At 63.7% G+C, this 18,245-nt stretch carries 16 protein-coding genes; 14 read left to right on the top strand and 2 right to left on the bottom strand.

Annotated elements, in window-relative coordinates:
• The first annotated feature begins 84 nt into the window (after positions 1–84).
• The 12 genes from xdhA to G5V57_RS19365 all read left to right on the top strand — a co-directional run bounded on the left by xdhA (position 85) and on the right by G5V57_RS19365 (position 14,130).
• Positions 85–1,563, top strand: coding sequence for a xanthine dehydrogenase small subunit (gene xdhA / locus G5V57_RS19310; RefSeq protein ID WP_165169189.1), 1,479 nt, complete (start codon positions 85–87; stop codon positions 1,561–1,563).
• The gene (xdhB, locus tag G5V57_RS19315; protein WP_165169190.1) at positions 1,553–3,865 is read left to right on the top strand and encodes a xanthine dehydrogenase molybdopterin binding subunit; all 2,313 of its coding nucleotides are present in this window, start codon (positions 1,553–1,555) and stop codon (positions 3,863–3,865) included. Before xdhA ends, xdhB begins: the two co-directional genes overlap by 11 nt.
• Entirely contained in the window at positions 3,862–4,839 is a 978-nt protein-coding gene (gene xdhC, locus G5V57_RS19320; protein WP_165169191.1) for a xanthine dehydrogenase accessory protein XdhC, read from the top strand. The genes xdhB and xdhC overlap by 4 nt, the downstream gene beginning before the upstream one ends.
• Positions 4,836–6,389 (top strand): ABC transporter ATP-binding protein, encoded by a 1,554-nt coding sequence (locus G5V57_RS19325; protein ID WP_165169192.1) that lies wholly within the window; start codon positions 4,836–4,838, stop codon positions 6,387–6,389. The genes xdhC and G5V57_RS19325 overlap by 4 nt, the downstream gene beginning before the upstream one ends.
• Positions 6,373–7,458 carry an ABC transporter permease gene (locus tag G5V57_RS19330; RefSeq protein WP_165169193.1) on the top strand — a complete coding sequence of 362 codons (1,086 nt, stop codon included), beginning with the start codon at positions 6,373–6,375 and terminating at the stop codon, positions 7,456–7,458. The genes G5V57_RS19325 and G5V57_RS19330 overlap by 17 nt, the downstream gene beginning before the upstream one ends.
• Positions 7,459–7,463: 5 nt before the next feature.
• On the top strand, positions 7,464–8,339 hold the full coding sequence (locus tag G5V57_RS19335; RefSeq protein ID WP_165169194.1) for an ABC transporter permease: 876 nt from the start codon (positions 7,464–7,466) through the stop codon (positions 8,337–8,339).
• Positions 8,340–8,372: 33 nt separating this feature from the next.
• Positions 8,373–9,443: a BMP family ABC transporter substrate-binding protein gene (locus G5V57_RS19340; RefSeq protein ID WP_165169195.1), complete on the top strand. Its 1,071-nt coding sequence runs from the start codon at positions 8,373–8,375 to the stop codon at positions 9,441–9,443.
• 225 nt (positions 9,444–9,668) lie between these two features.
• Complete coding sequence (locus G5V57_RS19345; protein WP_165169196.1) at positions 9,669–10,850, top strand: urate hydroxylase PuuD; 1,182 nt, start codon at positions 9,669–9,671, stop codon at positions 10,848–10,850.
• Positions 10,847–11,344, top strand: a complete 498-nt coding sequence (gene uraD / locus G5V57_RS19350) for a 2-oxo-4-hydroxy-4-carboxy-5-ureidoimidazoline decarboxylase (protein WP_165169197.1) — start codon at positions 10,847–10,849, stop codon at positions 11,342–11,344. The genes G5V57_RS19345 and uraD overlap by 4 nt, the downstream gene beginning before the upstream one ends.
• Positions 11,341–12,633 carry a guanine deaminase gene (gene guaD / locus G5V57_RS19355; protein WP_165169198.1) on the top strand — a complete coding sequence of 431 codons (1,293 nt, stop codon included), beginning with the start codon at positions 11,341–11,343 and terminating at the stop codon, positions 12,631–12,633. Before uraD ends, guaD begins: the two co-directional genes overlap by 4 nt.
• On the top strand, positions 12,630–13,544 hold the full coding sequence (puuE, locus tag G5V57_RS19360) for an allantoinase PuuE (RefSeq protein ID WP_165169199.1): 915 nt from the start codon (positions 12,630–12,632) through the stop codon (positions 13,542–13,544). Before guaD ends, puuE begins: the two co-directional genes overlap by 4 nt.
• 13 nt (positions 13,545–13,557) lie before the next feature.
• The gene (locus G5V57_RS19365) at positions 13,558–14,130 is read left to right on the top strand and encodes a transposase (protein ID WP_165169200.1); all 573 of its coding nucleotides are present in this window, start codon (positions 13,558–13,560) and stop codon (positions 14,128–14,130) included.
• Between the two features lie 6 nt (positions 14,131–14,136).
• On the opposite strand, the gene G5V57_RS19370 is transcribed toward G5V57_RS19365, so the two are convergent.
• On the bottom strand, positions 14,137–14,631 hold the full coding sequence (locus tag G5V57_RS19370; protein ID WP_206530075.1) for an ureidoglycolate lyase: 495 nt from the start codon (positions 14,629–14,631) through the stop codon (positions 14,137–14,139).
• Positions 14,632–14,985: 354 nt separating this feature from the next.
• Here G5V57_RS19370 and G5V57_RS19375 point away from each other — a divergent pair, with 354 nt between their 5' ends.
• A complete protein-coding gene (locus G5V57_RS19375; RefSeq protein WP_165169201.1) occupies positions 14,986–16,134 on the top strand; it encodes a polysaccharide biosynthesis/export family protein in 1,149 nt (382 codons plus the stop codon).
• On the opposite strand, the gene G5V57_RS19380 is transcribed toward G5V57_RS19375, so the two are convergent.
• Complete coding sequence (locus G5V57_RS19380; protein WP_165169202.1) at positions 16,135–16,926, bottom strand: inositol monophosphatase family protein; 792 nt, start codon at positions 16,924–16,926, stop codon at positions 16,135–16,137.
• Between the two features lie 236 nt (positions 16,927–17,162).
• Between G5V57_RS19380 and G5V57_RS19385 the strand changes: the two genes are divergently transcribed.
• Positions 17,163–18,194, top strand: a complete 1,032-nt coding sequence (locus G5V57_RS19385; RefSeq protein ID WP_165169203.1) for an ABC transporter substrate-binding protein — start codon at positions 17,163–17,165, stop codon at positions 18,192–18,194.
• Positions 18,195–18,245: the final 51 nt, after the last annotated feature.

Consider the following 18,245-nt stretch of genomic DNA (forward strand, 5'->3'; position numbering starts at 1 on the left):
TGATAGCTTAATCGGGGACAGGCTGAGCCTGCCGCCCGGATTGTTTCAATCCGGCGGAGAGCTTCGTCTGCAAAGGGTAAGGAAATGACGGGGCGAAACAGGATCAAATTTCTGCGCCGCGGCGAGGTCGTCGAACTCGCCCAATTGGCGCCCATGCGTACTTTACTCGATTATCTGCGTCTGGGAGAGGCTTCGCGCGGCACCAAGGAAGGGTGCGGCGAGGGCGATTGCGGCGCCTGCACGGTGAGCCTCGGCTCGCTGAAGGACGGCCGTCTCGTCTATGAGCCGGTCAATGCCTGCATCCTGCTTCTGGGTCAGGTCGACGGCAAGGACGTGGTGACCGTCGATGATCTGTCGCGCGGCGGCAAGCTGCATCCGATCCAGCAGGCGATGGTCGAAACGCACGGCTCGCAATGCGGCTTCTGCACGCCGGGCTTCGTGATGAGCCTATTCGCGCTCTACCAGTCGGACGTGGCGGCGGACCGCCAAACGGTTGTCGATCAGGTGGCCGGCAATCTCTGCCGCTGCACCGGCTATCGCCCGATCATCGAGGCTGCGCTCGCGGCCTGTACCGGCAGCCCGGATGATGCCTGGTCGCGGGCGCGCGCCGAGACCGCGCAGGCGCTGGCGCGTCTCGATGACGGCAGCGATATCTTCATCGGTGATGAGACGGCGTTCTTCGCGGCACCGGCCAGCGATGCAGCCCTGGCGCAATTGACGGCGCAACATCCCGATGCGGTGCTGCTCGCGGGCGCCACCGATGTCGGCCTGTGGATCACCAAGCAATTGCGCGACATCGGCAAGATCATCCATCTCGGCCGCCTCAGTTCGCTGCGCCGGGTCGAGGACACGATCGACGCGGTGCGCCTGGGCGCCGCCGTAACCTATGCCGAGGCCGAACGCGCCTTGGGCGACATCGATCCGGATCTCACCGAGCTTCTGCGCCGCCTCGGATCGAAGCAGGTGCGCGCGTCCGGCACCATCGGCGGCAATATTGCCAACGGCTCGCCGATCGGCGATACGCCCCCGGCCCTGATCGCGCTCGGCGCCGAGCTCGAATTGCGCAAGGGGGCTACGATGCGCCGCATCGCGCTCGAGGACTTCTTCATCGCTTATGGCAAGCAGGACCGCGCCCCGGACGAGATCGTCGCCTCGGTCAGCATCCCCAGGCTCAGGCGCGACGAAGCCTTCCGCTGCTACAAGATTACCAAGCGCTTCGACCAGGACATCTCCTCGGTGCTGGGCGCGTTCAAATTCACCATCGCCGCCAGGCGCGTCACCGGCGCCCGCATCGCTTATGGCGGCATGGCGGCGACGCCGAAACGGGCCCTTAAGACGGAGACCGCCGCGCACTCCCTGTCGCTCGATGATCCGGCGGGATGGGAGGCCGCAGCCGACTGCCTGGCGCAGGACTTCCAGCCGATCGGCGATCATCGCGCCAGCGCCGGCTATCGTGCCGAAACGGCGCGCGCGCTCTTCATCAAGGCGCTGACGGAGATCTCAGGCATGCCGACCCGCGCCACCCGCGTCACCGGGTTCCGGGAGCTTGTCGATGCCGGCTGAAGTGAAAAGAATGGCGACCGAGACGGTCGGCCTGGCGCTCGCCCATGACAGCGCCGGGCTGCATGTCCAGGGCAGCGCCATCTACATAGACGACATGCGCGAGCCCGAAGGCACGCTGCATGTGGCGCCGGGCTATGTGCCGGACGGCGCCAAGGGCCGTATCGAACGGTGCGACCTCGACGCGGTGCGCGCCTTTCCGGGCGTCGTCGCGGTGCTCACCGCGAAGGACATACCGGGCGTCAATGATTGCAGCCCGGCCATGGGCGACGACCCGATCCTCGCCGATGGCGAAATCCTCTTCCATGGCCAGGTCGTCTTCGCCGTGGTGGCCGAGACGCGCGATCAGGCGCGCCGCGCCGCGAAGCTCGCCAAGGTCGAGATCGCCAGGCAGCGTGCCGCCATCACGGTCGAGGACGCGCTGGAGCAGGGGACGCCGGATGTTCTCCCGCCCTATGAATTCCGCCGTGGCGATCCGGAGAAGCTGATCGCCGGCGCGAGGATCAGCGTCGCGGAGAGTTTCCATGTCGGCGGCCAGGAGCATTTCTATCTCGAAGGCCAGGTGGCCTTTGCCATGCCGGAGGAAGCGGGCGGCATGACCGTCTATTCGTCGACCCAGCATCCGAGCGAGGTGCAGCATTGCGTCGCCAAGATGTTGGCGGTGGCCGATGCCTTCGTCACCTGCGAATGCCGGCGCATGGGCGGCGGCTTCGGCGGAAAGGAAAGCCAGGCGGCGCAATGGGCGGCCCTTGCGGCGCTCGGCGCCCATGTGACCGGGCGCCCCGTCAAATGCCGTCTCGACCGCGACGACGACATGATCATGACCGGCAAGCGCCACGACATGCGCATCGATTACCGCGCCGCGCATGACAGGACCGGCCGGCTGACGGCGGTCGATGCGAGCCTCTTGTCGCGCTGCGGCTACTCGGCCGACCTCTCGCTCGGCGTCAATGACCGTGCGATGTTCCATGCCGACAACGCCTATTACTATCCCGTGGTGAGCATCAAATCGCGACGCCTGCGCACCAATACCGTGTCGAACACCGCTTTTCGCGGTTTCGGCGGCCCGCAGGGCATGATGCTGGCCGAGCGTATGATGGACAACATCGCGCATCGCTTAGGGGCCGATCCGCTCGATGTGAGGAAGCGCAATTTCTACGGCCCCCGGCGCGACCGGACACCCTATGGCATGAAGGTGGCGGACAATATCATCGCCGAGATCGTCAGCGAGCTCGAGAAGACGAGCGACTATCGCGCCCGCCGGGAAGCGATCAAGGCCTTCAATGCGGAGAACCGCATCCTGAAGAAAGGCCTGGCGCTGACGCCGGTCAAATTCGGCATCTCCTTCACCCTCATCCATCTCAATCAGGCGGGGGCGCTCGTCCATCTCTATACCGACGGCTCGGTGCATCTCAATCACGGCGGCACGGAAATGGGCCAGGGCCTCTATATCAAGGTGGCGCAGGTGGTTGCCGAGGAGTTCGGCATCGAGCCTGGGCGCGTGAAGATCACCGCGACGACGACCGGCAAAGTGCCCAACACCTCGCCGACCGCCGCCTCCGCCGGCTCCGACCTCAACGGCATGGCGGCGAGGGATGCCGCCTCCCGGATCAGGAAGCGTCTCATCGATTTCGCGGCGCGCGAATGGCATGTCGCGGCGGATCAGATCCGCTTCGAGAAAGGCCGGGTGATCATCGGCAATCAGAGCATGAGCCTGGGCGAGCTCGCCAAGCGAGCGCATCAGGCGCGTATCCAGTTGTCGTCTACCGGCTTCTATGCGACGCCCGGCATCACCTGGAACCGCGACAAGGTGGAGGGCAAGCCTTTCTACTATTTCGCCTATGGCGCGTCCTGCTCGGAAGTGACCATCGACACGCTCACCGGCGAAATGCGGGTCGACCGCGTCGACATCCTTCACGATGTCGGCCGCTCGCTCAATCCGGCCATCGATCTCGGCCAGATCGAAGGCGGCTTCGTCCAAGGCATGGGCTGGCTCACCACCGAGGAACTGGTCTTCGACGCCGAAGGCCGTTTGCGCACCCATGCCCCTTCGACCTATAAGATACCTTGCGCGTCCGACGTGCCGGCCGATTTCCGCGTGAAGCTCTTCGCCTCGCCCGGCAATCAAGCCAACACGATCTACCGCTCGAAGGCGGTGGGCGAACCGCCGCTGATGCTGGCGCTGTCGGTCTTCTCGGCGATCACCGATGCGATCGCCGCGCTGAAGCCGGGCACCGCACCACCGCTCGATGCGCCGGCGACACCGGAGGCGATCATGAAGGCGGTTAAGGCGATGTCGGCATGAAGGTCTGGGCTCACATAGCGAAAGCGCTTGAAGCGGGTGAGCCCTGCGCCATGGTGTCGGTCTTCCGCGTCGAAGGTTCGGCCCCGCGTGAGAGGGGCGCGCGGCTGGTGCTCACACCGCGCGGCTTCCACGGCACGATCGGCGGCGGCGCGCTCGAATGGCGCGCCCTCGCCGAAGCCCAGAAGAGGATGAAAGCCGGGCGCGGGCTATCGGTCAGCCGCCATGCGCTCGGCCCCGAACTCGGTCAATGCTGCGGCGGCCAGGTCGAACTGCTGACGGAAGTCTTCGACAGGACGGCGCTCGACGAGGTGCGGCGGCTGGCAGGGGCCGAGGCGGCAGGGGCTTTCATGACCACGGTCCGGCTGGCTGAGGATCGCGTCGAGCGCCGCATTGTCGAACAGACATCTGACGGCGCGCTGGTCGAGTTTTTCGGCGAGGCGACGCGGCCGCTTTACCTCTTCGGCGCCGGCCATGTCGGGCGCGCCCTGGTCCTGGCTCTGGCGCCGCTTCCCTTCGCCATACGCTGGATCGATTCGCGTCCCGATTCGTTCCCGGCCGCCATGCCGGCCAATGTCACCCCTGTACTGGCCGGCAATCCCGTCGCCGAGCTCCAAAATGCGGCGCCCGGCACTTTCCTTTTGGTCATGACCCACAGCCACGCCCTCGATCTCGCCATTGTCGAGGCGGCGCTGCGGGACGGCCGCTTCCCCCATGTCGGCCTGATCGGCAGCGCCAGCAAAAGAGCCCGATTCCTCAGCCGATTGCGCCAGGCGGGAATTGCCGACGACCACTTTCGCGCCTTCAAATGCCCGATCGGCCTGGCCGGCATCACCTCCAAGGAGCCGGCCATCATCGCGGCGGCCACCGTCGCCGAGCTACTCGAACGGGATGAGATGTTGAGAACCGGGCGAATTCCTGGCGCTGAAGCCCAAACACCCTCTAGAATGCCTGCAAAAAAGGGCCAGGGCGGGTGACGGGACACGACAGCAAGAACCATCTTCTTGAGGCGCTTCACATTGTGAAGACCTTCGGGTCTCTGCGCGCCAATGACGATGTGTCGCTCTTCGTGCGCCCCTGCGAGATCCATGCGCTTCTGGGCGAGAATGGCGCCGGCAAGTCGACACTGGTCAAGATCATCTATGGCGCCCTGCAGCCGAACGCGGGCGAGTTGCGTTGGCAAGGCGAGCCGGTCACCATCGCTTCCCCTGCCGCCGCGCGCAAGCTCGGCATCGGCATGGTGTTCCAGCATTTCTCGCTTTTCGAGGCCCTCACCGTCGCCGAGAACATCGCCCTGGCCTTGCCGGGCGCCTTCGACATCGCAGCCCTGTCGAAAAAGATCGCAGGTATCTCCAGGGAATATGGCCTGCCGCTCGAGCCTTCCGCCATGGTCGGCGAACTGTCCGTCGGCGAACGCCAACGCATCGAGATCATCCGTTGTCTGCTGCAGGAGCCGAAGCTCCTGATCATGGACGAGCCGACCGCCGTGCTTACCCCGCAGGAAGCCGACCAGCTCTTTCTGGTTCTCGAAAGGCTGGCGAAGGAAGGCTGCTCCATCCTTTATATCTCGCACCGCTTGGAAGAGGTGAAGCGCCTGTGCCAGTCGGCCACCATCCTGCGCCAGGGCAAGGTCGTCGCCTGTGTCGATCCGCGTCAGGAGACAGCCGCGAGCCTCGCGCGTCTCATGGTCGGCGGCGACATCCATGTCGTGCGCGCCAAGGCGAGACCGCAAGCCGGCAAGCCGCGGCTTTTTCTCGACAAGCTCAGCCGGAAGCAGGACGGTCCCTTCGGCGTCAGCTTGAGCAATGTCTCGCTCTCCGTCGCCGGCGGCGAAGTGGTGGCGATCGCTGGTGTGGCCGGCAACGGCCAGTCCGAGCTCTTCGATGCGATCTCGGGCGAGAAGCCGCTGCTGCGTGACGAGGCGCTTCTTATCGACGGTAAGCCCTGCGGCCGGCGCGGCATCACCCAGCGCCGCCGGATGGGTGCCGCTTTCGTGCCGGAGGAGCGGCTGGGCCACGGCGCCGTGCCGGCCTTCCGCCTGTCCGAGAATGTCATCCTCACGCGTTACGCCTCCGACAAGAACCTGACCAGGTCCGGCACGATAGGGCGTGACGCGGCGCTCAATGTGAGCGAGCGCGTCATCAAGTCCTACGATGTGCGCAAGGGCAAGCCTGATCCCGAGGCCCGCGCGCTGTCCGGCGGGAACCTGCAGAAATTCGTCGTCGGCCGCGAGCTCGACCGCAACCCGGCGGTGCTCGTCGTCAACCAGCCGACCTGGGGCGTCGATGCAGGAGCGGCGGCCACCATCCGCCAGGCGCTGGTCGATCTGGCGCGTGCCGGCTCGGCGGTGCTTGTCATCAGTCAGGATCTCGATGAGATCTTCGAGATCGCCGACCGGATCGCCGTGATCTCGCGCGGCCAGCTCTCCGAAGCCTATCCCGCTTCCGAGCTCACGGCGGAAAAGATCGGCCTCCTGATGGCGGGCGAGCATGAGGTAAGTGAGGAACGCCATGTCGCTCGTGCTTGAGAAACGCGCCGAGCGCTCCACCCGCATGGCGCTTCTGTCGCCGGTTCTCGCCATCCTGCTGACCTTGATCACCGGCGCAATTCTCTTCTCCTTACGCGGCATCGATCCCCTGCACGGCCTCTACGTCTATTTCGTCGAGCCGCTGACGCAGCTCTGGTCGATCGAGCAACTGATCGTCAAGGCGACGCCCCTCGTGCTGATCGGCGTCGGCCTCGCCATCTGCTACACCGCCAATGTGTGGAATATCGGCGCCGAGGGCCAGTTCACCATCGGCGCCATATTGGGCGGCATGATCCCGGTTCTGCTCCCGGCCTGGCAGTCGCCGCTGACGCTGATCACCATGCTGCTGTTCGGCATTCTGGGCGGGATGGCCTATGCGGCGATCCCGGCGCTGCTCAAGACGCGCTTCAACGCCAATGAGATTTTGACCTCTCTCATGCTCGTCTATGTCGCGCAATTGCTGCTCGACTGGCTGGTGCGCGGCCCCTGGCGTGACCCGCAAGGGTTCAACTTTCCGAAGACGATCACTTTCGACGGCTGGCAGCTGCTGCCGATGCTCTTCGGCTCGGTACATCTGGGCGCGCTTTTCGCGCTGGCCGCCGCCCTTATCCTCGCTTTCGTGATGGGGCGGATGCTCAAGGGCTTCGAGATCCGCGTCAGCGGCAATGCCCCGCGCGCCGGCCGCTTCGCCGGCTTCTCGCGCCCGCGCACCATTCTCTTCTGCTTCCTTCTGTCCGGCGGTCTGGCCGGCCTCGCCGGCATCACCGAAGTGGCGAGCGTCGTGGCGCAGTTGCAGCCGCAGATCTCGCCGGGCTATGGCTTCACCGCCATCATCGTCGCCTTTCTGGGACGACTCAATCCGATCGGCGCGATCTTCGCCGGCCTCATGCTGGCCTTGAGCTATCTGGGCGGCGAGGCGGCGCAAGTCTCGCTCGGCCTTTCCGACCGTATCGCCAAAGTATTCCAGGGCATCCTGCTGTTCTACATCCTGGCCTGCGACACGCTCATCCTCTATCGCTTCCGCTGGCTGAAGACGCATGTCCCGGCCGCGGCCCAGCCGGCGGAGTGACGGACATGGATGCAAGCACCGCCGTTCTCCTCACTATCGTCACCGCTGCGACGCCTTTGTTGCTGGCGGCGCTGGGCGAGTTGGTGTCCGAGCGTTCAGGCGTGCTCAATCTCGGCGTCGAGGGCATGATGGTGATGGGCGCCGTTTCAGGTTTCGGCGCCGCCTTGCTGACCGGCAACCCCTATCTGGGGGTGCTCGCGGCAATCCTGGCCGGCATGGCCATGGCGCTGCTGTTCGGCTTCCTGACCTTGACGCTGGTGACCAACCAGGTGGCAACCGGACTGTCCCTGACATTGCTCGGCCTCGGCCTGTCCGGGCTTCTGGGCGAATCCTTCGTCGGCGAGCCGGGCGTGCGCCTGCCCAAATGGCTCGGCATCGACATATTGATCCCGGTCTCTTTCATCCTGACGGCGGCCGTTTCCTATGTGCTGTTCCGGACCAAGGCTGGCCTCGTCATTCGTGCCGTCGGCGACAGCCACAGTTCGGCGCACGCTCTCGGCTATCGCGTCATTCTGGTGCGCTATGCCTGCGTGCTCTTCGGCGGCGCCTGCGCCGGGCTTGCCGGCGGCTATCTTTCGCTCGTCTACACGCCGCAATGGGTCGAGAACATGACGGCCGGGCGCGGCTGGATCGCGCTCGCCTTGGTTGTCTTTTCGTCATGGCTGCCCTGGCGGGTGGTGGTGGGCGCCTATCTTTTCGGCGCCATCTCCATCCTCTCTTACACGGTACAGACCTTCGCCATGGGCATTCCCTCGCAGCTCTTGTCGAGCCTGCCCTATATTGCGACCATATTGGCGCTCGTCTTCATTTCGGCCAGCCGCCGGCTGACGCGCAGCAATGCGCCGGCCTGTCTCGGGCAGCCATTCGTGCCTGATCGATGATAAACAAATGATACAGGGAGTAAGGAGAACCAAATGAAGAAGTTTTTGACATGCGCGGGCGCTATTGTCCTTGCTTTGGGCATATCGGCGGCGTCCGCTTCGGCGCAGGAGAAGCTCAAGGCCTGCTGGCTCTATGTCGGCGCGATCGGCGATTTCGGCTGGACCTTTCAGCACAATCAAGGCCGGCTGGCGGTCGAGAAGGAACTCGACGACAAGGTCCAGACGATCTTCGTCGAGAATGTTGCCGAAGCGGATTCGGAACGCGCCATCGAGCGCCTGGCGCGCGAGGGCTGCGCCATCGTCTTCACCACGTCCTTCGGCTTCATGGAGCCGACGCTCAAGGTCGCGAAGAAATTTCCCGATGTGAAGTTCGAGCATGCGACCGGCTTCAAGACCGCGCCGAATGTCACGACCTACAATGCCAAGTTCCATGAGGGCCGTTATGTGATCGGCCAGATCGCCGCGAAGATGTCGAAGACCGGCACCGCCGGCTACATCGTCTCGGTGCCGATCCCGGAAGTCATCGCCGGCATCAACGCTTTCATGCTCGGCGCGCAAAGTGTCAATCCCGACTTCAAGGTGAAGATCGTCTGGATCAACTCCTGGTATGATCCGGGCAAGGAGGCCGACGCCGCCAAGGTCCTGTTCAGCCAGGGTGCCGACATCATCGTCCAGCACACCGACTCGACGGCACCGCTTCAGGTCGCCGAGGAGCAGGGCAAGCATGGCTTCGGCCAGGCGTCCGACATGATCAAATTCGCGCCCAAGGCGCAATTCACCGCGATCGTCGACAACTGGGCGCCCTATTATATCCGCCGCGTCAAGGACGTGCTGGACGGCACCTGGAAGTCGCAATCCTCCTGGGACGGCATGGCCGAAGGCACGGTCCATATGGCGCCGCTTACCAACCTGCCGGACGATGTCGTGAAGTCGGCGACCGAGACCGAGGACGCGATCAAGAGCGGCAAGCTTCATCCCTTCACCGGCCCGATCACCAAGCAGGACGGCACGGTCGTCGGCGAGGCCGGCAAGCCGCTCGCCGATGGCGACATCCTCGGCATGAACTGGTTCGTCAAGGGCGTGGACGACAAGCTGCCGCAGTAATTGGCCCGTCTTTCACCAACATGGCCGGACATCGGGTCAGCCCGATGTCCGGATTTGAAGCTCTCTCATTACCCTCACGCTGAGGTGGCCGCGAAGCGGCCCTCGAAGCGTCCATCAGGACAATGCGCAGATGCTGCAAGACACCCTTCGAGGCTCCCCCGGCTCAAGGCCGGGGTCGCACCTCAGGGTGAGGGTAGTGGATTTGCTTAGGCGAAGAATTTTGTAATGCTCGATCCCTTCATTGCCGACTGGCTCAATCTCCTGCTGCGCTGGGCGCATATGATCGCCGGCATCGCCTGGATCGGCACGTCCTTCTATTTCGTGGCGCTCGACTTCTCGCTGAAGCGCCGTGCCGGCCTGCCGGCCGGGGTCTATGGCGAGGCCTGGGAAGTCCATGGCGGCGGCTTCTATCATGTGCAGAAATATTCGGTGGCGCCCACCGACCTCCCGCCCGACCTCATCTGGTTCAAATGGGAAGCCTATCTCACCTGGGTGACGGGCTTTCTGCTGCTCATCGTCCAGTTTTATTTCAACGCGACGACCTTCCTGATAGACCCCTCGATTTTGCCACTGACGCCCTGGCAGGCGATCGGCATCTCGCTTGCCGGCCTCGCCGCCGGCTGGTTCATCTATGACGGGCTCTGCCGCTCGCCCCTGGTACATCGCCCGGGCCTTCTGGCGCTCGCCGTCTTCGTGCTGATCCTGATCGCCGCCTATGGCTTCACCCATGTCTTTTCCGGACGCGGCGCCCTCATCCATGTCGGCGCTTTCATCGGCACGATGATGGCGGCCAATGTCTTCGCCGTCATCATCCCCAATCAGAGGAAGATCACCGCCGCCCTTCTGCGCGGCGAGGCGCCCGATCCGAAATTCGGCATCACCGGCAAGCAGCGCTCGCTGCACAATACCTATCTGACCTTGCCGGTCCTCCTGATGATGATCAGCAACCACTATCCGATGATCACCAATCATCCGCAGGCCTGGATCCTGATCGGGCTGATCGTCATCGGCGGCGCGTCCTTGCGCCACTTCCTGGTGCGCCACGAAGTGGGCGACGGTCTCGAGGAGATTTCCTGGACATTGCCGGTCATCTTCGGCGCGCTTGCCGCCGCCTTGTGGTTGACCGAGCCGGCGCAGAGGATCGGCGAAGGTCTCGTCGTTTCCGATGCGGAGGTTCAGGCGATCACCGTCAAACATTGTGTCATGTGCCATGCGGTCAAGCCTGTCCATGCGGGTTTCAAGGAAGCGCCAAAGGGCGTGGCGCTTGAGACGCTCGACGAATTGCGCCGCTATGCCACCCAGATTGAGACCCAGGCGGTGCGCAACAAATCCATGCCGCTCGGCAACGAGACCGCCATGACGGATGAGGACCGCGCCAAGCTCGGCGCCTGGATTGCCGCGCAATGATCACGCTTGCGGACATCAACGCCATGACCGGTGCCGATTTCATCGCCGCCTTCAGCGATGTGGCGGAAAATTCGCCCTGGGTGGCGGAAGCGGCTTGGCGGAAGCGTCCCTTCGCGAGCCGGGAGGATGTCGTCGCCGCGTTCGAGAGGGCGATGCGGGCCGCTCCAGACGCGGCGAAGCTGGCGCTCATCCGCGCCCATCCCGATCTCGCCACCAAAGCGAGGCTCACCCAGGATTCGACCAGCGAGCAGGCGGGCGCCGGGCTCGACCGGCTGTCGCCGGACGAATTCGCCCGCTTCACGGCGCTCAACGACACCTACAAGGCGCGCTTCGGCTTTCCCTTCATCTTCGCGGTGAAGGGGGCGACCAAGGAACAGATCCTCGCGGCCTTCGCGGCGCGCATCGAAAACAGCCCCGAGGCGGAGTTCGAGACAGCGATGACGCAGATCGCCCGTATCTTCCGCTTCCGCCTCGAGGACAGGATATCGGCATGACCCGCATCGTCACCGGCATGCTTCTGACCTTCGGCGCTTCCGCGGCGGACTATCTGCATGAGCCGCAGGGCGCCGTCGTCATCGGCGATGATGGCCGCATCCTGTGGCGTGGTGCGCGCCAAGCGCTGCCGGAGGCCTGGCGCGCGGCACCCGTGGACGATCATGGCGACTGCCTGATCCTGCCGGGTTTCATCGACGTCCATATCCATTTTCCACAATACCGCATGCTCGCGGCACCGGGAAAGGATCTGCTCGACTGGCTGAGTCGCTTCACCTTTCCGGAGGAAGCGCGTTACGGCGATGTGTCCTATGCCGAGGCGGCGGCGGAAAAATTCCTCGACCGTCTTATCGTCAACGGCACCACGTCGGCCATGGTCTTCTCCTCGGTGCACAACCAATGCGCCGGGGCGCTGTTCGCCGCTGCCCTGAAGCGGCGCATGGCGATATTGACCGGCAAGACCATGATGGACCGCGACGTGCCGCAAGCCGTGCGCGACACGGCCGAGGCTGGCGGGCGCGACAGCGAGGTGCTGTATCAGACATGGCATCGCCGCGACCGCTTGCGCTACGTAGTCTCGCCGCGCTTCGCCGTGACGTCGAGCGAAGCGCAGCTGCGCGTCTCGGCTGAGCTGATGCAGGCGCTGCCCGATGCCCTGATGCAGACGCATCTGTCCGAGAGTCAGGGTGAACTGGCACGCATCCGCGAGCTTTATCCGAACGACACGGACTATACCGATGTCTATGACCGTTTTGGCCTCCTCGGCGAGCGCAGCGTGTTCGCTCATGGCATTCATCTGTCCGAGCGCGAATGCAAGCGGCTGTCGGAGACGGGCTCAAGCGTCGCGCATTGTCCGACCTCGAACATGTTCTTGGGCTCTGGCCTCATGAGCATGGCTCATCTCGGCAAGCCGCCGCGTCCCGTCGGGCTGGGGCTCGGCACCGATGTCGGCGGCGGCACCAGCTATTCGATGCTGGCGACCATGGGTGCGGCCTACAAGGTGCAGATGCTGACGGGCTACCGGCCGACCGCTCTCGAATTGTTCCATATGGCGACGCGACGCAATGCCGAAGTTCTCCGCCTCGCCGACGAGGTGGGATCGCTCGACAGCGGCAAATGGGCGGATATCGTGGTCATCGATCCCAAGGCGACGGATGTTCTGGCGAGCCGCCAGGAATTGTCGCAATCGCTCGAGGACATGTTGTTCGCTTTGGCGATACTGGGAGACGACCGCGCCATTCGCGCAACCTATGTGGCCGGGCGCAAGATTCATGAAAGACGAGTGACATGACCGATCTCTATCCCCGCGACATGAAGGGTTATGGCCGCGCCATCCCCGATCCCCAATGGCCCGGCGGCGCCCATGTGGCCGTGCAGTTCGTGCTCAATTACGAGGAGGGCGGCGAGAACTGCATCCTCCATGGCGATGCCGCCTCGGAGGCCTTCCTGTCCGAGATCGTCGGCGCCCAGGCCTGGCCCGGCATGCGCCATTGGAACATGGAATCGATCTATGAATATGGCGCGCGCGCCGGCTTCTGGCGGCTGTGGCGCATGTTCACCGGACGCAGGATCCCTCTCACCATCTATGGTGTCGCCTCAGCGCTCCAGCGCTCGCCCGAGCAGACCCAGGCGATGAAGGAGGCGGACTGGGAGATCGCCAGCCACGGTCTCAAATGGATCGAATACAAGGACTTCCCGAAGGCCGATGAGCGCGCCCATCTGCTCGAGGCGATCCGCGTCCATACCGAGATCACCGGCGAGCGCCCGCTCGGCTGGTATACGGGGCGCTGCTCGGTCAATACGACGAAGCTGGTGATGGAGGAGGGCGGCTTCCTCTACTCGTCCGATGCCTATGCCGACGATCTGCCCTATTGGGTCGAGCGGCCGCAGGGCGGCGAGCATCTCATCATTCCCTATACGCTCGATGCCAACGACATGCGCTTCGCCACGCCGCAGGGCTTCAACAGCGGCGACCAGTTCTACGCCTATCTGAAGGACAGTTTCGACTGCCTCTATGAGGAGGGCCGCCGCGGCTCGCCCAAGATGATGTCGGTTGGCCTGCATTGCCGTCTCATCGGCCGGCCCGGCCGCGCCTTGGCGCTCGAGCGCTTCCTCGATTATGTGCAGAGCCACGACAAGGTGTGGGTGCCGCGCCGGATCGACATTGCGCGGCACTGGCACAAGTACTTCCCGCCATCGTGACCGGCTGAGGAACATGGCCAGGCTCGCCCGCATCGTCATCCCGGATGTGCCGCATCATGTGGTGCAGCGGGCGCGCCCCGGCCTCAAGCTCTTCACCGATGATAGCGACTATGCCGAATACCGGGACATTCTCGAGCGCAACTTGCGCGGCGCGTGCCTCGTCTCGGCCTGTCTTATGCCCGACCATGTGCATCTGATCGCGATCCCCTCGACCAGCGACGGGCTCGCTCGCATGCTGGGCGAGACGCGCCGACTCTATGCCCGCTACAAGGGACTGGGCCCGCAAGGCCTGTGGCGCGGGAGATATCTGTCCTGTCCGCTCGATGCCGCGCATGCCAAGGCCGCACTCGCCTATTTGAGCTTCAATCCTGTGCGCGCCGGCCTCGTGTCGCATCCCTCGGACTGGAAATGGCTGTTGGGCGAGCGGGATTTCGAAGGCCCCGCCGATGACAAGCATATTCAGACCATCCGCGCCGCGACGCGCACCGGAAGGCCCGCCGGCGATGCCGAGTTCTATGCCCGCATCGAATATGAGCTCGGACGTTCACTGCGACCCAGGAAGCGCGGCCGCAAGGCGCGGTGGTAGCGAGCCTCAGATTTTCAGGATCGCCGGCTCCAGCAGCGTCACTTCCTCGAGATTGCTGCCGGGTCCCTTGCGGTCGATGATCAGGAAATCGCTGTCGGCCTCGAGTGCCAGCAGCGGGAAGTGCCAGACATTGCGCGCGTAGTTGACGCCTTGCCGGCCGCTGGCGCGGAAGGCCCTGAGCGTGCCGGCGGTGGGCCGAGCTTGCGCTTCCGCGACGACGACGAGCCAGTCGCGATTCTGGAGAGGGTAGAAGGCCTGGCTGCCGAGCGGATGGCGCTCGACGAACGTGATCTCGAAGGGAAAGGCACGTGGCTGGCTGCGGAACAGGCTGACAATCGTCTCGCCGCCTTCCGTACCGGTATCTATCCGCGCCAGATCGTGGAAGCGCTCGGTGAAGCCCTGATTGATCGGATAATGATGGGCATCCGCCATCTCGATGACGTCGCCGAAGGGCGCGAAAGCGGCGCGGGTGAGGGGGGCAATCCTGAGAGTCGTCATCATGGTAAACTAACAACTAACGCCGTTGATGACCACAGGCTCATACGCGCCTCTCGCAAGGGCAGAGCCGGCATCGACTGTGGCCGACATGCAACGAACATCGCTCCTTTCCACAAAAACTTATGCTGCCTGAAAATGCGTCACGTCCACGGGTGCACGAGCAAGTGATTGAAATTGCTGAACGGGCTCCACCATGTGGTGAGATTGTGACAAGCTGACGTTACGCGCGCCATGAAAATGTCGTTAGTTGTGGCAGGCTTGTAATGTTATCAAGTCAAAGGGTTGGGGAACCGAATGGCGCCCTGAGGGACGGCGCTGTTATGTCATGGTTCACCAATTCGAGGGGAAGCCTGAGTAATGCGTGCAAAAAAATCTGTGGTCTTGCCGGCCATACTTTCTGTTGCTTTGACCGGCTGCGCGGCGCTCCCGAGTGAAGGGCCGCAAAGCAAGCAGATCGAGAAAGCCTATCTCGAGAAGAACACCGCCGGTTTCTCTCTGGTCAATGTCAACCGGCCCGTCGCTGATTATCTGTCCCGCTACAAAGGCCAGAGCTTCGGCGACCGTTTCGGCAAGGGCAAGCCGATGCGCGCCGAGACGATCGGGCCCGGTGACGTTCTGACCGTCACGATCTGGGAAGCCGATCAGACCGGCGTCTTCGCCAGCACCAACACCGCCGATCGCGGCACCATTCCCGATATCGAGGTGAGCAGCGCGGGAACCATCAGCATTCCCTATGCCGGCACCATCAAGGCGGCCGGCCGCACGCCGCAGGGCCTGGGCCAAGCCATCACCAAGGCGCTCGAAGCCAAGGCGGTCGAGCCGCAAGTGCACGTCGCGCGCAAGGAGAAGGTGGCTTCCATCGTCACCGTGACAGGCGGCGTCGGCAAATCCGGCCTCTACCCGCTGAGCCTGCGCGGCGATTCGCTGCTCGATGTCATTGCCGGTTCCGGCGGCTCCTCCTATCCGCCCTATGAGACGGTGGTGAACATCACGCGGCGCGGTGAGATCGCGACATCCTATCTCGATCACGTTATCGAGACGCCGGCCGACAATATCTATTTGCGCCCGGGCGATCAGATCAGCATCGAGCGCAAGCCCAGAACCTATACCGCCTTCGGCGCGGTGGAGCGCAAGGGCAATCTCGAATTCGGCGCCAGCAATCTCAATCTACTCGAGGCGGTCGGCAAAGCCTCGGGTCTGTCCGACATCCGTGCCGATGCCTCGGGTGTCTTCCTGTTCCGCTACGAGAAGCGCCAGGTTGCCGAGCGCTTCGCCAGCGAGCCGGTGACGGTCTCTGGCAAGGAGGTGCCGGTGATCTACAGACTCGATCTCAAGGATCCGAGCCAGTATTTCTTCGCCCAGTCGATCGCCATGCGTGACCGCGATGTGATCTATGTGGCCGACGCCTCGACAGTGTCGCTGCAGAAGTTCCTGGGCCTGCTGGGCTCGGCTCTGTCGCCGCCAGGTGCGGCGGTGCGCACCGTGACGACGGTGAATGCCTTGTGATCAGGATTTGATCTTCACAAGGGCGCTGAGCGGCGCATAGAGATGAGGATTGCTGACCAGGACTTCATTGCCCTTGTTGAGGCCGTCCCCGCTGAGAAAATCGTTCATGCGTCCGCCGGCTTCCTTGACGATGCAGAGGCCGGCGGCGACGTCCCAGGCGTTGATATGCGCCTCCCAATAGCCGTCGAGCCTTCCGTCGGCGGTGAAGGCGAGACCGAGCGCCCCTGAGCCGAGACGGCTATATTCGCAATGCGCTTCGAGCAGAGCCTTGACCGCCTCGGCATGCGGCGCCGCCGGGCGGCGATAGCTGAAGCCGATGCAGAGCCGCGCTTCTTCCAGCGACCTGGTCTTGCTGACCTCGATTTTCCTGCCATTGAGGGTCGCACCTTTGCCGCGCCGCGCCGCATAGAGTTCCTCGGTGACCGGATTGTAGATCACGCCGATCACGAATTCGCCGTCGGCGAGAAGCCCCAGGGAAACGCACCAGAGCGGGATGCCGCGCAGGAAATTGGCGGTGCCGTCGATCGGGTCGATGATCCAAATCGCCTTCGCGCCGGGGTTCTTGGCGCCGCGCTCCTCGCCCAGGAAGCCGTCCTCGGGAAAGAGTTGTTGCAAGGCGCCGACGATTTTGTCCTCGCAGGCCCGGTCGGCCTCGCTCACCAGGTCCTGGGTTCCCTTGCGCTCGATATCGAGTTCACCCCGCCGGTGGTAGGCCTCGGCGGCGAGGCGGCCGGCCTCGCGCGCCACACCCAGCGCCGCCCAATATCTGATCTCGATCTCGCTCGTATCCACGTGTCCTCCTTAAATTAGCTAGATCACGATCAATTCAGGTCGGCTCGACCTGAATTGATGAACGTGATCGAGATTCTTAAGTTTAGCGCGCGATCGGACGGAAAACCGGAATCCACTTTTCCTGATCGCGCGCTTGCCAAGGCTTTTCCCTTGGTCCAAGCTGTCACACAACTGTCATATTTCGTCAAAGGCAGCCGACTCCACGAACTGGAGCAATGGCAACTGGGGAGGAATGTATGAGGTTATCAGCCGGAAGTCTTGTTGCGTCTTTAGCCGCCATCGCCGCCTTGGCCTTCGCCACGACGGCGCGCGCCGAGGGCAATCTCACCGTCTACTGCTCGGTCCAGGAGGAATGGTGCCAGCTGATGGTGAACGAATTCCAGAAGGCGACCGGCATCACCGTCGCCATGACGCGCAAGAGTTCGGGCGAGACATTCGCCCAGGTGAAGGCGGAAGCCGCCAACCCCAAGGGCGACATCTGGTGGGGTGGCACCGGCGATCCGCATCTTCAGGCGGCCGAGGAAGGGCTGACCGAGGCCTATGACTCGCCGAAAATGGCCGAGCTCCATGACTGGGCCGTCAAGCAGCATGAGACGGCGCAGAAACGCACCGTCGGAATCTATCTGGGCGCGCTCGGCTTTGGCTACAACACCGAGCTTCTCGAGCAGAAGAAGCTCGCGGCGCCCAAATGCTGGGCCGATCTGATCAAGCCTGAATTCAAGGGCGAGGTGCAGGTCGCCAATCCCAATTCCTCCGGCACCGCCTATACTTTCGTCGCCACCCTGGTCCAGATCATGGGCGAGGACGAGGCCTTCAAATATCTGAAGGCGCTGGCCGAGAACATCAACCAGTATACGAAATCGGGCGCCGCCCCGGCGCAAGCTGCGGCACGTGGCGAGACCCTGATCGGCATCGCCTTCCAGCACGATATCGTGACACCGACCATCACCTCCAATGCGCCGATCAAGAACGTGTCGCCCTGCGAGGGGACCGGATTCGAGATCGGCTCGATGAGCATCATCAAGGGCGCTCCCAACTTGGAGAATGCCAAGAAATGGTATGACTGGGCGTTGACGCCTGAGGCGCAGAAGCTCGCCGCCCAGGCCAATTCCTACCAGAACCCGTCCAACAAGGCGGCGCCGATCCCTGAGCAGGCGCCCAAGATGGCCGACATCAAGCTCATCGATTACGACTTCGCGAAATTCGGCTCATCCGCCGAACGCAAGCGTCTGCTGAGCCGCTGGGACACGGAGATCGGCGCGAAATAACTGACGGCTTGGGTCTGGCGGCCTTTCGGTCGCCGGCCCTGTCGCATATCG

Origin of the sequence: Nordella sp. HKS 07, assembly GCF_011046735.1 — a bacterium.
Taxonomy (GTDB): Bacteria; Pseudomonadota; Alphaproteobacteria; order Rhizobiales; family Aestuariivirgaceae; genus Taklimakanibacter.